The sequence below is a fragment of the Croceifilum oryzae genome (assembly GCF_030814315.1).
GTDB lineage: Bacteria > Bacillota > Bacilli > Thermoactinomycetales > Thermoactinomycetaceae > Baia > Baia oryzae.
In genome coordinates this window covers 1-14,317 of the sequence record NZ_JAUSUV010000003.1, presented here as the reverse complement: position 1 = coordinate 14,317, position 14,317 = coordinate 1, and the positions used below count along the sequence as shown (strand labels likewise).

14 protein-coding genes are annotated in these 14,317 nt (G+C 42.8%); 7 read left to right on the top strand and 7 right to left on the bottom strand.

The genetic code is table 11. The features are described from left to right. The first annotated feature begins 55 nt into the window (after nucleotides 1-55). From J2Z48_RS03270 to J2Z48_RS03255, 4 genes are all read left to right on the top strand, one after another. Complete coding sequence (locus J2Z48_RS03270) at nucleotides 56-1,384, top strand: helix-turn-helix domain-containing protein (protein ID WP_307251012.1); 1,329 nt, start codon at nucleotides 56-58, stop codon at nucleotides 1,382-1,384. 109 nt (nucleotides 1,385-1,493) lie between these two features. Further along, entirely contained in the window at nucleotides 1,494-2,204 is a 711-nt protein-coding gene (dapD, locus tag J2Z48_RS03265; protein ID WP_307251011.1) for a 2,3,4,5-tetrahydropyridine-2,6-dicarboxylate N-acetyltransferase, read from the top strand. Between the two features lie 65 nt (nucleotides 2,205-2,269). Beyond that, the gene (locus J2Z48_RS03260) at nucleotides 2,270-3,478 is read left to right on the top strand and encodes an aspartate aminotransferase family protein (protein WP_307251009.1); all 1,209 of its coding nucleotides are present in this window, start codon (nucleotides 2,270-2,272) and stop codon (nucleotides 3,476-3,478) included. Nucleotides 3,479-3,846: 368 nt separating this feature from the next. Continuing rightward, nucleotides 3,847-4,974, top strand: a complete 1,128-nt coding sequence (locus J2Z48_RS03255) for an N-acetyldiaminopimelate deacetylase (RefSeq protein ID WP_307251007.1) — start codon at nucleotides 3,847-3,849, stop codon at nucleotides 4,972-4,974. 85 nt (nucleotides 4,975-5,059) lie between these two features. On the opposite strand, the gene sufB is transcribed toward J2Z48_RS03255, so the two are convergent. Genes sufB through sufC form a run of 5 tightly spaced genes read right to left on the bottom strand, consistent with a single transcriptional unit; the run spans nucleotide 5,060 to nucleotide 10,245 of the window. Next, nucleotides 5,060-6,502: a Fe-S cluster assembly protein SufB gene (gene sufB / locus J2Z48_RS03250; RefSeq protein WP_307251005.1), complete on the bottom strand. Its 1,443-nt coding sequence runs from the start codon at nucleotides 6,500-6,502 to the stop codon at nucleotides 5,060-5,062. Between the two features lie 18 nt (nucleotides 6,503-6,520). Further along, on the bottom strand, nucleotides 6,521-6,949 hold the full coding sequence (gene sufU / locus J2Z48_RS03245) for a Fe-S cluster assembly sulfur transfer protein SufU (RefSeq protein ID WP_307251003.1): 429 nt from the start codon (nucleotides 6,947-6,949) through the stop codon (nucleotides 6,521-6,523). Next, nucleotides 6,936-8,159, bottom strand: a complete 1,224-nt coding sequence (locus J2Z48_RS03240; RefSeq protein ID WP_307251001.1) for a cysteine desulfurase — start codon at nucleotides 8,157-8,159, stop codon at nucleotides 6,936-6,938. The genes sufU and J2Z48_RS03240 overlap by 14 nt, the downstream gene beginning before the upstream one ends. Then, a complete protein-coding gene (gene sufD / locus J2Z48_RS03235) occupies nucleotides 8,156-9,445 on the bottom strand; it encodes a Fe-S cluster assembly protein SufD (protein ID WP_307250999.1) in 1,290 nt (429 codons plus the stop codon). Before sufD ends, J2Z48_RS03240 begins: the two co-directional genes overlap by 4 nt. A gap of 14 nt (nucleotides 9,446-9,459) precedes the next feature. Then, the gene (sufC, locus tag J2Z48_RS03230; protein WP_307250997.1) at nucleotides 9,460-10,245 is read right to left on the bottom strand and encodes a Fe-S cluster assembly ATPase SufC; all 786 of its coding nucleotides are present in this window, start codon (nucleotides 10,243-10,245) and stop codon (nucleotides 9,460-9,462) included. A gap of 306 nt (nucleotides 10,246-10,551) precedes the next feature. Here sufC and J2Z48_RS03225 point away from each other — a divergent pair, with 306 nt between their 5' ends. Further along, nucleotides 10,552-10,725 (top strand): hypothetical protein, encoded by a 174-nt coding sequence (locus J2Z48_RS03225; RefSeq protein ID WP_307250996.1) that lies wholly within the window; start codon nucleotides 10,552-10,554, stop codon nucleotides 10,723-10,725. A 282-nt stretch (nucleotides 10,726-11,007) separates the two neighbouring features. Further along, on the top strand, nucleotides 11,008-11,526 hold the full coding sequence (locus tag J2Z48_RS03220; protein ID WP_307250994.1) for a hypothetical protein: 519 nt from the start codon (nucleotides 11,008-11,010) through the stop codon (nucleotides 11,524-11,526). Nucleotides 11,527-11,628: 102 nt separating this feature from the next. On the opposite strand, the gene J2Z48_RS03215 is transcribed toward J2Z48_RS03220, so the two are convergent. Then, complete coding sequence (locus J2Z48_RS03215; protein ID WP_307250993.1) at nucleotides 11,629-12,108, bottom strand: CBS domain-containing protein; 480 nt, start codon at nucleotides 12,106-12,108, stop codon at nucleotides 11,629-11,631. Between the two features lie 184 nt (nucleotides 12,109-12,292). Further along, complete coding sequence (locus tag J2Z48_RS03210) at nucleotides 12,293-12,988, bottom strand: tetratricopeptide repeat protein (protein WP_307250991.1); 696 nt, start codon at nucleotides 12,986-12,988, stop codon at nucleotides 12,293-12,295. Nucleotides 12,989-13,131: 143 nt separating this feature from the next. On the opposite strand from J2Z48_RS03210, the gene J2Z48_RS03205 reads away from it, so the two are divergent. Beyond that, a complete protein-coding gene (locus tag J2Z48_RS03205; RefSeq protein ID WP_307250989.1) occupies nucleotides 13,132-13,983 on the top strand; it encodes an EamA family transporter in 852 nt (283 codons plus the stop codon). Nucleotides 13,984-14,317: the final 334 nt, after the last annotated feature.

Below are 14,317 nucleotides of genomic sequence, written 5' to 3'. Positions count from 1 at the left end.
TTATAGCCTTTTTTTCAGATCTACAATCTATATAAAAAAACCGAGGTGAACCAATATGTCCATAATATCGCTTCATGAAATGGGCGAAGTCATCCGCAGAGTGCGAAAAGAACGTGGATTAAGACTGGAAGACTTGGCAGATGAAAATATCTCTCCTGCTACTGTTAGTAATATTGAGCGTGGTGTAGCTCATGTAAGTCCAGAAAAAGTGACCTATTTGTTAGACAAATTGAATATTCCTGCACAAAAGCTACCTGAAATCCTGGAAAAGGAACAACAAGAACTACAAGAGTTATTTGTACAGCTACAAATTGTTAGTACTCTTCGTGAGGTAGGAAAGTTTGACGAGGCACTACAAACGCTTGATAAAATGCCTGTTGATGAGCATCATCCGTTAATTCCTCAAGTGTACTACTACAAAGGTAGATGTTATTTTTCGAAAAAGAAATATCGTCAAGCAGAGCGAGCTTTCCATAATGCGATTCGCTGTGTCCAGCAAGGGGAAAATCCAGAAAATAACATTGAATCGGCTGGCTACCTCATGTTAGGTGTGATTGCGTACCTCCAAAATAATCATACTCAAGCCCTTACATATGCAAACCAAGGCTTAAACGTCTGGGTGCAAAATGGAGAACGCCGTCATATCCGGCATCTCCTGCTCAGAAATAAAGGAGTTTGCCTACAACGATTAGGTCGTATCACAGAAGGCATGCAACTCATCCAAGAGATTTGGGACGAAGTAGAGCACGTGGATCGAATTGAAACAAAACTTATGTTCTATTGGCTTCGAGCTGATTTCTCGAAACGCTCTGGTTTCCTCGATGAAGCGATCCAGTTCACCCTGCAAGGAATTACCCTTGCTAGAAGGAATAGCAAGCTAATCTCTCTATTCGAACTCTGGACGTTGCTCGGCTCAATCTACCTAGAGCAAAAGAAATATCATTTAGCTGAACAAGCATTAGAGACTGCGCAAAAGCTACGCGGATCTTTCCCAGATGGAGCACGATTAGCGAGTGTTTATACACAGTTTGGTCTTCTATCTATGGTAAATGGAGAGCTAGACAAGTCCTACGAATATTTCCTCGAAGCGATTACAATTTCTAAGAAATATCAAGATGCAGCGCGCCTGATCTCGAACTTATCCGTCATGGGTGAAATTTGCCGTAAGAGAGATCAAACAGCAGAAGCCATCGAACATTTGCAGCAAGCAGTCGCTCTAGCAGAAAAGCATGAGTATAAAGAAAGAGAGGCCAAGTTGTGGATGCAACTTGCTAGTTGCTATGAGGGTGTCGATGATAAAGAATTTATCCATTGTATGCGGAAGACGTACTCTCTCCAGCAAACGAAACAAGAATCCTATATCGTCCATAACGATATCATCTAAAAAAACCACATCACCTATGACGTTTCCAACCTTTAGTACTAAAATCGAGTATGCTATACTTTAACAAGTTAGCAGTATTTTTTAGAATGACAAAGGGGATGGACAACACATGCAACTAATGGACGCAAATCAGATCATTGACTTTATCAAGAACAGCGAGAAAAAAACTCCTGTCAAAGTATATATAAAAGGACAGTTAGAAAATGTATCCTTTGGAGGAAATGTAAAAACATTTGTTAACGGCAATGTTGGTACCATTTTCGGTGATTGGAAAGATATCGAACCAATCTTACAAGCTCATCAAGCTCAAATCGAAGATTTCGTAGTGGAAAATGATCGTCGCAACTCCGCTATTCCATTACTTGAAAACAAGCACATTCATGCTCGTATTGAACCAGGAGCGATCATTCGTGATCAAGTTGAAATCGGGGCAAACGCGGTTATCATGATGGGGGCAGTTATCAACATCGGCTCTGTGATCGGTGAAGGAACCATGGTCGATATGAACGCAGTAATCGGCGGACGTGGCACCGTGGGCAAAAATTGTCACATCGGAGCTGGCGTTGTGATCGCAGGGGTTATCGAACCACCATCAGCCACTCCTGTAATCGTAGAGGATAACGTGTTAATCGGGGCAAATGCGGTCGTCTTAGAAGGGGTACGCATTGGAGAAGGTTCCGTTGTAGCTGCTGGAGCGGTTGTCGTGGACGATGTTCCGCCGAATGTGGTTGTAGCGGGTACTCCTGCTCGAATCATCAAGGAAATCGATGACAAAACTCGCTCTAAAACAGAAATCAAACAAGAATTACGCCAATTGTAAGCAAAGAGGGCCCTTCGGGGCTTCTTTTCGTATTTATATTTTAAACTCATGTGAGGTGTCGTTCCATGAAATTGATTCAACAACTAGATGAAACCTTTATCATGCATACAGTAAAACGGCTTCCAATCGCCATTGAACACGCCCATGGCAACTATCTAACGGATACGGAAGGCAATACATTCTTGGACCTCTTCACGGGTCTTGGGGTCAACACACTCGGTCACTCTCATCCTCGCCTCATGGAAACCTTGGTCGAGCAAGGAAAACGTTTTTTACATATTAGCAATCTGTTTTTAAATCCTCCTGCTATTCAGCTAGCGCAAAGACTTGTCAAACATACCGTCAAAGATGGAAAGGTATACTTCTGCAACTCTGGGGCTGAAGCGACAGAAGCCGCTATTAAACTCATACATAAATGGAGTAAAACACATGCTCCAGAGCGACAGGGCATAATCGTGTACACCAATGGCTTTCATGGTCGAACACTAGGTGCTGTCCGTCTCACACGTCAGCCTCATATTTATCAAGATTTCCCTGAGTTAAACTACCCAGTGTTTGAAGCGACAACCATCGAAGAACTAGAAGAGATTTGCCGTACAGAGAAGCCTGCTGCTGTCTTATTCGAGCCGATCCTCGGAGCTGGCGGCGTTCATGCCCTACCACACGAATTTCTACTCCGTGCCCAACAACTATGCCAAGAACACGGAATGTTATTTGCCCTCGATGAGATTCAAACCGGCATTGGCCGTACCGGTTCACTATTTGCCTATCAACATGAAGACTTACCGGGACTCCATCCTGATCTGATCTTATTTGCCAAAGGGATTGGTGGCGGGTTACCCCTTGGAGGAATCATCGCGAATCACAAAGTAGCTGACGTATTTGGATACGGTGATCATGGAACCACCTTTGCTCCCTCACCTCTCAGCGCGGCCCTAGGAAATGCCGTCCTAGATGTACTGCTCGAGGAAGGACAATTAGAAAAAGGACGACTCGCCGCTCAGAAACTTTGGACTGGTTTACAAACACTACAAGCGGAACTCCCTGAATACATCATCACCATCCAAGGACGTGGCATGATGATCGGAATTCGTACTCATCTCACTGCAACACAAGTCTCTCACATCCAAAGCGAACTCCTTACCCGCGGCATCCTAGTCGACATCGCCGCCAAAACCGTAATCAGACTTCTCCCACCCCTAACCCTACAAGAGAGCGAAATCCAACATTTCCTCACTACCCTACGGGAAGTCTTACTGCATCTAAAGAAATAGAGCCTGTTCGATTAGTACTATTACGCATCCTACTTAGCTTTCTTCATAGGCTTACTATCAAATAGATCAATTGATTAAACAGTAAGGTAAAGTGGAATAGGGGCAATGTGTCTGACCACTGCGATGTTAGTGGGCCTACTTAGCGTAGTCATTCGAATCAAGGGCGTTTTGTGGCAATGTCCCCGCGTTCTTTGCGAGTTTTGCCACTTGCCCGAAGCATCGATAGACGGAGCGAACCTGCATTTCACATCCTCGCAGGCTCACTATTTGAGCTGTAGTCAGATACATGCCCCGGGACACATGATGATAGCTGAAACCATCTTTTGATTTTTAGCTATCATCTTCAGCCTGAAAGGAGAACCACACCGATGAAGACTGACCTAATCCAAATCCGCCGCGATCTCCACCAGATCCCTGAACCCGGATTCGAAGAATTTCAAACCCAAGCATACATCCTAGCCTTTCTCAAATCCCTACCTCAGGATCGTCTCGAACTGCAGACATGGCGAACCGGTGTACTAGTACGGATCACAGGGAAAAACCCACATCAAACCATCGCCTATCGGACAGACATGGACGGGTTACCACTCACCGAGCAAACCACTCTTCCTTTCCCTTCACAGCATACGGGGTATATGCACGCTTGTGGGCACGATTTACATATGACCATTGCAATGGGGCTCATTCAACACTTCGTTCATCATCCTGTAAATGATCACTTGTTATTCCTCTTCCAGCCTGCCGAAGAAGGACCTGGTGGGGCAGAGCCTATGCTTCAAAGTGAAGAGTTTCAGCGCTGGAAGCCCGATCAAATCTATGCGCTTCACATCGCACCCGAACATCCAGTTGGCACCATTGCCACTCGACCTGGCATCTTATTTGCCAATACACAAGAAATCTTGATCCACCTTCAAGGAAAAAGTGGTCACGCCGCCTATCCACATCTCGCCCATGATATGGTTATAGCCGCATCTCAACTAGTCGGTCAACTACAGACCGTCATAGCTCGTAATATCAATCCACTCGACTCGGCGATTATCACAATCGGGAAACTACATGCCGGAACGAAAGAAAACATTATCGCCGGGGAAGCCCTTCTCGAAGGAACCATCCGCACCTTATCAGCCGAATCCATGGAACTGATAAAAGAACGTTGTGGGTCCATCGTCCGCGGAATCGAAGAATCGTTCCAATGCAAAGGAGACCTCACATGGGGCTCGAACTATTGCCAAGTATATAACCATCATCAGATCACCCAAGAATTTATGGACTGGACCCGTAGAGAAACCACATTTCAACTCATCGAGTGCAAAGAAGCCCTCACAGGCGAAGACTTCGGCTACTTCCTCGAACAGATCCCTGGCATGATGTTCTGGCTAGGCGTAGACACCCCGTACGGGCTCCATCATCCACAAATTGAACCAAACGAAGATGCCATCTCTGTCGCTATTGAGTTGATGACACGTTATTTAACACATGTGGCTTCAAGTAAATAGCGAAGAAACTCGAATCAAAATCAACCAATCTAAACATGAAAACACGCCAGAGAATCAAAGCTCTGACGTGTTTTTTATATCTTTATTATCCAATTGAGCCTTCCATCTCAAACTTGATCAGACGGTTCATCTCAACGGCATATTCCATTGGTAATTCTTTCGTAAATGGTTCAATGAAGCCCATGATAATCATCTGGGTCGCTTCATTTTCGGAAAGCCCACGGCTCATCAAGTAGAAAAGTTGATCCTCGGAGACTTTCGACACAGTCGCTTCATGCTCCAACATAATGTTATCATTTAGGATCTCATTATATGGAATCGTATCCGAAGTCGACTCCCCATCTAAAATGAGGGTGTCACATTTAATATTTGCCTTCGATCCCTCGGAGTTCTTACCAAATTTGGCTAAACCACGATAGGTAACTTTCCCACCCTGTTTACTAATCGACTTCGAAATAATCGTAGCCGTACAGTTAGGAGCCAGCATCGTTACTTTGGCACCCGCATCTTGATGTTGTTCTTTACCGGCTACAGCGATGGAAAGAATGTCTGCTTTCCCGCCTTCACCTTTCATGACAACAGCTGGATACTTCATCGTAAGTTTAGAGCCAATGTTACCATCTACCCATTCCATGTGTCCGCCTGCTTCACAAACCGCACGCTTCGTAACAAGGTTGTAGATATTTGGAGCCCAGTTTTGAATCGTGGTGTAACGAACACGAGCATTTTTCTTAACCACAATCTCAACTACTGCACTATGAAGGGAATCCGTGCTGTAGATTGGAGCGGTACAACCCTCTACATAGTGAACGAAGCTGCCTTCATCCGCAATGATGAGAGTACGTTCAAATTGTCCCATATTCTCTGAGTTAATGCGGAAATAGGCTTGTAGTGGCACTTCACATTTCACACCTGGTGGTACGTAGATAAAGGATCCACCTGACCATACCGCACTGTTTAGTGCAGAAAACTTATTATCCACTGTTGGAATAACAGTTCCAAAATACTCTTGGAAGATTTCTGGATGCTCACGAAGAGCTGTATCGGTGTCACAGAAGATCACACCTTGATCCTCAAGCTCTTTTTGCATGCTGTGGTATACAACTTCAGATTCGTACTGAGCGGATACACCTGCTAAGAATTTTTGCTCTGCTTCTGGGATCCCCAGCTTGTCAAATGTCTGCTTAATCTCGTCCGGTACCTCTTCCCATGTCTTACCTTGTCTTTCGGAAGGCTTTACATAGTAAGTGATGTTATTGAAGTCTAATTCGCTTAGATCCCCCGGTAACAAGGAGAACCATTTGCTGTTCAGATCATCCGGCATTGGCATCTTTTCAAATTGCTCTAGCGCCTTGAGACGGAACTGCAACATCCAGTCCGATTCACCTTTCATACGAGAGATTTCCTCTACGATCTGACGATTAAGACCTCGTTTTGAACGGAACACCGATACATCCTTATCGCGAAATCCGTATTTATAATCGGAGATTTCAGGTACATCACTGTAATCAGGTACATTTTCTGCCATGTTTCTCTCCTCCTTCAGTTATTTATGTTCATTTACCCCTTTTTCTAGAGCTTTCCACGCAAGCGTTGCACATTTTATGCGAGCAGGGAATTTTGCCACTCCAGTCAGGGCTTCAATATCTTCTAATGGGAATTTCTCAACGTCGACATCTTCTCCTAGCATCATTCGAGAGAATAGATCGACAAGTTCTAAAGCTTGTTCATACGTTAACCCTTTTACGGCTTCTGTCATCATGGAAGCAGAAGATAGGCTTATCGAGCAACCCTCACCCGTAAACATTGCCTTGGTAATCTTCCCTTCTTCTAAGTGAAGTTGAAGGGAAATACGATCTCCACATGTAGGGTTATTCAGCTCAATTGAGACGGTTCCATCTTCAAACGTCCCCTTATTGCGCGGATGTTGATAATGGTCCATGATCACACGGCGATAAAGATCATCTAAAGACATGTCCGAAGTACTCCTTTGTCTTTTTTAATCCTTTCACAAGCGCATCAATATCTGATTCGTCATTATATAGATAGAAGCTCGCACGCGCTGTAGCAGACGCTTTTAACCATCTCATCAACGGTTGGCAACAATGATGTCCAGCTCGGACAGCGATTCCTTCTGCATCAAGCACAGTAGCCACATCGTGTGGATGAACATCACCTAGGTTAAAGGTAACCAAACCCGTACGTTCTGACTTAGGACCATAAATCGTAAGCCCTTCTATCTGACCCATCTGCTCAGCTGCATACGTAGCCAGTTTCCGATCGTGCTCTTCAATGGTGTCCATTCCTACTGCTTCCAGATAGTCAATCGCCGCTCCGAGGCCAATCGCTCCTGCGATGATCGGGGTTCCACCTTCAAATTTCCAAGGTAGCTCTTTCCAAGTAGAATCATACAAGTCTACAAAGTCGATCATCTCTCCGCCAAATTCAATCGGTTCCATCTGTTCAAGTAAGGCTTTCTTCCCATACAATACCCCGATTCCAGTTGGACCCATCATTTTATGACCAGAAAACTGATAGAAGTCTACATCCAAGTCCTGAACATCCACTCTCATATGCGGCGCCGCTTGAGCACCATCTACAGAAATGACACCGCCCACCGCATGAATCATTTGTGCAAGTTCTTTAATCGGTTGTACGGTTCCCATCACATTGGACAAATGATGAATCGCAATCACTTTCGTTTGCGGTGTGATCATCTCGGCTACTTTAGCTAAATCAAGCGTTCCATCTGCTTCTAGAGGGAAGAACTTGAAAGTAGCTCCTGTCGCTTTAGCCGCCTGTTGCCAAGGGATAAAGTTACTATGATGTTCCGCAACCGTAGTGATAATCTCATCGCCTGGTTGTAGGTTCATCCGAGCATAGCTAGAAGCAACTAGATTGATCGCGGTTGTCGTACCCCGAGTATAGATAATCTCTTGAACCGACTTAGCATTGATGAATTTGCGTATCTTTTCACGAGCACCTTCAAATCCATCTGTTGCCTTTGTTCCCAGAGTATGAACACCTCGATGAACATTTGAGTTATACCCCTCGTAGTACTGGGACATTGCTTCGATCACGGGATAGGGCTTCTGTGAAGTAGCCCCACTGTCCAAGTAAACTAACGGGTGACCGTTTACCTGTTGGTGTAGGATCGGAAAATCCTTTTTCCACGGGTTGGTCATCGTAGTTTCCTCTCGATTAACTGATGAATCGTTTTACGTAAGCTATCAGAAGGGATCTCCGTCACAACTGCATCTAAGAAGCCGCGAACCACTAGGCGTTCTGCCTCTACACGTGGGATTCCACGAGACATTAGATAATACAATTGGTTTGCATCCACTCGGCCAACTGAAGCCGCATGACCTGCTGTTACGTCATTTTCATCGATAAGCAAGATTGGGTTTGAATCACCACGAGCCTGGTCGCTAAGCATTAGCACTTTACTCGATTGTTGACCATCTGCCTTACTAGCACCTTTTTCGATCTTCGTAATACTGTTTGTAATGCAAGAAGCGTTATCTTTCATCACCGCACGCGCATTTACATCACTCGCAGTATGCGTGCCCCAATGGTACGCTGAGGAAGTAATATTCGCTCTCATATCGCCAGAACCAAGGGCTACCGATTTTACGTTTGCGATACCGCCTGATTCATTTAGATGGCTTGTACTATTGGAGATGACTCGCCCTTCGCTGAGATCGGCAATAATGTATTCCACCTCTGCATCACGACCGATATTAGCACGACGATATAGCACGTCAACAGTAGAAGATCCCATGTTACTGATCGTAGCGAGACGTACTTTTGCGTTTTGTTTCGCAACTACTTCAATCACCGCATTGGAGAGTGCTACTTCCCCTTTGGAAGCAAAGTTTGCCACAAATTCCACACGGCTATTCTCTTCTGCGACAATCACCACATGTGGGAAAATCGCAACTTGTTCACCTTCCGCATAGAAAAGACCTTGGAATGGAATTTCCACTTCTACGTTACGTGGTACGTAGAGGAAGATCCCTCCTGTAGCCAGTGCGCCATGTTGGGCAGCCAAACGGTGAGCATCTTTCGTCACTAGAGTCATAAAGGTCTGCTTTACGAGATCCTCATGTTTGCTACTAGCTGTATTCAAGTCTGTAAAGATCACACCTTTGGCTTGTAACTCCTCTTGGAGTTGCTTATAAACCACAGATGAATTTTTCTGTACCAAGACATTATTTGAATCAAATAAAAGAGCTTGTACATCTTCCGGCAGTTCACTCAAGCTTTGTAATGGAGCTGCTTCTGTATAAGGAGTAAAGCGATCAAAGTTCCATTTGCTTAGATTGGTTTTCTCCAATTTAGGTAGAGGAAGCTCATTTATTTTGTGAAAAGCTGCTAAACGATGTTCTAACATCCAAGCAGGCTCTTGAAGATCCTGAGACAGCTTGGCTATAAACTGATCATCAAACTGCAATTTTGTCTCTAAGCTCATCGCCGACACCATCCTTAACCTTTTCCTACCGTTTCGTCTTCAATGCCTAACTCTTCTTTTACCCAGTCATAACCTTCTGCCTCAAGTCGCTCAGCTAGCTCTGGTCCACCTGATTTTACGATACGTCCCTGCATAAATACGTGAACGAAATCTGGTTTAATATAATTCAATAAACGTTGATAGTGAGTGATAATGAGGCAACCGAACTCATCATTACGCATCGAGTTTACGCCCTCTGCTACTACTTTTAATGCATCGATATCCAGCCCTGAGTCAATCTCGTCCAAGATCGCAATGCCTGGCTTAAGCATCATCATTTGTAGGATTTCGTTACGCTTCTTTTCTCCACCTGAGAAGCCTTCATTTAGATAACGAGTCGCAAACTTTTGATCCATCTCCAGTACATCCATCTTAGAATCCATCTCACGGATAAACTTCATAAGAGAGATTTCATTTCCTTCGCCACGCTTCGCATTCACTGCACTACGGAGAAAGTCAGAGTTGGTTACCCCGCTTATTTCGGATGGATATTGCATAGCTAAAAATAGACCCGCACGAGCACGTTCATCTACTTCCATCTCCAATAAGTCTTCTCCATTTAGATGTGCTTCTCCGCTTATGATCTCATACTTAGGATGACCCATCAGAGCAGAAGCTAGTGTTGACTTACCTGTTCCGTTTGGTCCCATGATGGCATGAATTTCTCCACCCTTAATTTCAATGTTTACACCCTTTAAAATTTCTCGCCCTTCGATCTCTACTTTTATATCTTTGAGCTTTAGATTCGGTTTATTTGACATCCTACATTCCCTCCATGAAATCAAAATCGATACCATATATTCTCGTAATCATAAATGCCAACGGTCATTATCGTCGTTAGCATCATTCTCTCTATATCATAGGATATGATATGATGAAATCAAAGTCTAGATTAGAGTGATTATCAAGTGATTCTCATTTTATTCTACTCGACCTCTCCAAGGAGTTCAAGAAATGTTTCCAAAATGGATTTCTTTAACGCTATTATAGCCTTCACTCCTACACAGTACCCATGTTATTTCAGTACAATCAAATATTTTTATTCTTCAGCAAAGAGGTGCAGAATCATGAACCAACCCGTTCGCTGTATCGAGTGTTATAAAAATCGTCCAGGTGGAAGATGTGATTTCTGTCCTCTGCATAAGAAAAACAGAGATCATTACATACCACTCGAAAATGGCTGGTTTCTACCAAAGCCAGAACAGGAGCCCAAATCACAATCGAAAAAGGAATGGAGTTAATAAAATTCTTCTCCATTCCTCTAATATATTGTGCACTATTTTCATATCTTTTTCTCTATGAATTCGATAAAATAGGTTTGTGTCTATTTATTTGGTTCGATTTCCTCCTTCATCTCCGTATTTATTTTTCAAAACACATCAATCATTCAATCTTTCTACACACTCATTGCCAATAGAACATCCATCATTCATGTACAATAGAAATAGATATAGATTCCTCTCTAGAAGGTAGCTTTTATCCTTTTTCTTTCTCTTTTTTATTTTCGCTAGGAGGCAGATTTTATGAAGAAAATTCGCACTCGTAACCAGGATTTCAACCTTGCCCATGAAAATGTTTTTCCTTTATTGAATAGAACGATTGAAAAAAAGCGATGGCCAATGGCTTATGAGCAAAAATCAGATTATCAAACCTCTTCATTAGAGTCCATTGGAATCCATTCCTACAAACACAGCCTAAGCAAAAGAAGGCTACTAAAGTTTTGGGGACAACAACGGAAAGAAGTGCGGATCGCACCCTTCCTTCCTGAAATTATTCAAGAAATCGTATTTAAAAATGTCTATGATGATATGAAACAGATGCTAGCAAATAGTTATTACGAAGATTTTCAACTCCCACTAATGGAAATCACTCTACAGAGCTGGCTTCTCCATCAAAAAAACATCTCAATGGAATTAGACCGAACTGGTGATACTCTCTATTGGGAAGAAATCATTCAATTTCTCCATACTTGTTCCAAGCGCCAACTACTACAAGACCTTCAGCAACAAGGAACCCGTCCCTCTTCTAAACATTCCATTTAATTTCAGAACCAACGTCAGAAAGCCGCCTTTAGGTTCCCCTAGAAGCGGCTTATTTGTTCTCTCTATTATGTTCCCCAGTACATCCTACCTCATTACGAATGACTATACAGGGTCTGCTAATGTCTGTAAGTATTCACCATGAAAATATTCAATTACCTTTTCCATCATCACCCTGCGAGTCAAGATTCCCAAAAATTGGTTCCGTATATCAATAATAGGAATATAGGACCGATTCATTAGGATTTCAAAAGCAAAGGAAAAAATTGAGTTTGATAAGATTCCACTGTGATTTAAATCCATTGCCTCGTGAACTTGAAATTGATTTAGCTTTGAAAAATCAAGTTCATTCTCTTTTTCACGACTTAACTCATACAGATGATCCAAGATATTCGTTTTACTAATGATTCCTTCAATTTGGTTCTCATCATTAATAACAGGAACCGAATTTTGCCCACGGCGTGTCAGGACTAATAAAGCACGATCTAATGTCCAATCAGGCTTTACAACGGTTACCTGTTCCTTCGGGATAATGAAAGGGGCGACTTCCTTAGAAAATAATAGAGTTTCAGCATTTCCTTTCATACTAAAGACTCCCTACGTTACAAATTTGATATGTGCGCACGGATGTTTCACCATCATCTATTCATCCAGCCTCCCTCTCATTTTACCACCCTTTTCGAATGGAGATAAGAGTTACCAGCAAAACGTCATGGAAAAAATAAACTTTAACCACAATAAAAACTTATTTGGGAGGCTCATCTTTTGATCACACGTGATACATATATGCTTGCTGCAACAACTGAAATGCTTCCTCTCCCTGTCCTTGAGAAAGAAATTTTTGTGCATCTTCGATCATAACAGGATTCGATTCCATCGCATACGTCTCGGATTGCTGTATCGTGGCACAAGCTTCCTCCCACTTCCCTTCCTCTGCATAAAACAGAGCAAGTTGATGAATCGCATAACAAAGCCCTGGACCCACTAACGACACACCATCTTGATCGGAATAACCTGTAAATCTCTTCTTTTCGCGATCAATCACTCTCCGTAATTCCTCATCAGCCAATGCATGCTTTCCTGCTTGGAAGCGATAATATTGAAGATAAACTTCCAAATGAACTTTACTCATCATATAGCTCATCGAATCAGGATACTGCAGTAGTGCCTCAGCCATCTTTTCTTCCGCCAGTACATATTCGCCTCTCTCTGCATCCATCTCCGCCATCTCAATCAAGCTTCTTACATAAGCAAAATGCTGATTTGCATTCTCCTGTGGACCTTCCTGTGCATTAGCTTCAAACAGACGGTACGCGAGGTCCTTGGCCCCTTTCCGCATACACGAGACCGCTACCAGCATCCGCGTGGTTAACTCTTGATCGAAATTGTAAAATGTATCATTAGGAAGCGTTTTCCCTACTACCTCATATGCTTCTTCTTTTAATTGCTTTAAATCGTTTACCATAAAAACTCCTCCGAAAGACGTTCATGTTGCCACTATTGTACCATGGTCTTTACGATCCATCTCTTTTATTCACAATTTGTTTAAAGGTTCATGAAGGGTTACAATAAATCCATTCTACAACTAGAAAGGAATTTGTTTTCACCATGTGGATTCTACTCTCTATTTTCTGCTCTTTAGCCTTCGGATTAGCTGGTTTTATGATGAAAGTCAGCTCGGCTAAAAAGGGCTCTCATACTACATTATTATTTGGATTGTACGTCACTGGTACTCTTGGATTCTTAGGTTATCTATTGATTACCGGAGAATGGGATACTTCGCCGATCGTATGGATTGCCGGCTTGATCATTGGTTTTGGGTCCATTGCAGGGAATATTTTATTTATGAAAGCATTAGACCGAGGACCAGCAAGCCTCACTTCCCCGATTATTAACAGCAACATATTATTTATTGTGGTCATGTCTGTGCTATTTTACAACGAAAGACTTTCATTAATCGAATCAATTGGCGTTGGCTTGTTAGTTTTAGCTATCTTTATCATCCCAATTGACCCAAACGAAAATTTACGCATTCGCAATAAGACATGGTATTTATATGTATTTACGGCCATGGTTTTATTCTTCTTACGGACAGGCGGTCTCAAAATTACAGAGGAATTGGATCGTTCGAACAGCATGATTTTGTTTATTAGCTATTTGATGGGTGTGATCTGGTTTGCGATAGATTCTTTTTGTAAACGAGGGAATCTTGGTTCGACACAGGCGATAAAAGTTGGTTGGATCTGGGGACTAAGCTCGGGAATTTTTTCTTTTGCTGGGATGCAGGCTTACACGTTAGCATTGCGAGATGGACCCGCAAGTATTGTCTCCCCTATTTTTGCAACGAATAGTTTGGTTGTGGCGCTGCTTTCTATTTTGGTGTATAAGGAGCGGTTGTCACCTTTTCAGAAGTTGGCGTTGGTTCTGTTGGCCGTGGGATTAGTGACAATTAGGTTGTAATCAGATTTATCAGGAGTGCACCAAAAAGAGTAGGCCTCAAAGGTCTACTCTTTTTATGGGGAATAAATAAGGGGGGAAAACAATATCTTGATTTTGTTATTATAGCATAAACTTGCAAAAAAATGAATAGATATTAGCCCCAGAGATCTATTCATTTTTTACATAGAAAAAACCTCTTCTACTTAAAAATAGAAGAGGTTTTTTGGTATTCCCTGAAAACTAAAGAGTGAGTAAGAAGTCAAGACCTGAGAGTGTGTATATCGTTATGCTCATAAGAGCTCCATAGAAAGGAGGTGATCCATCCCCACCTTCCGGTAGGGATACCTTGTTACGA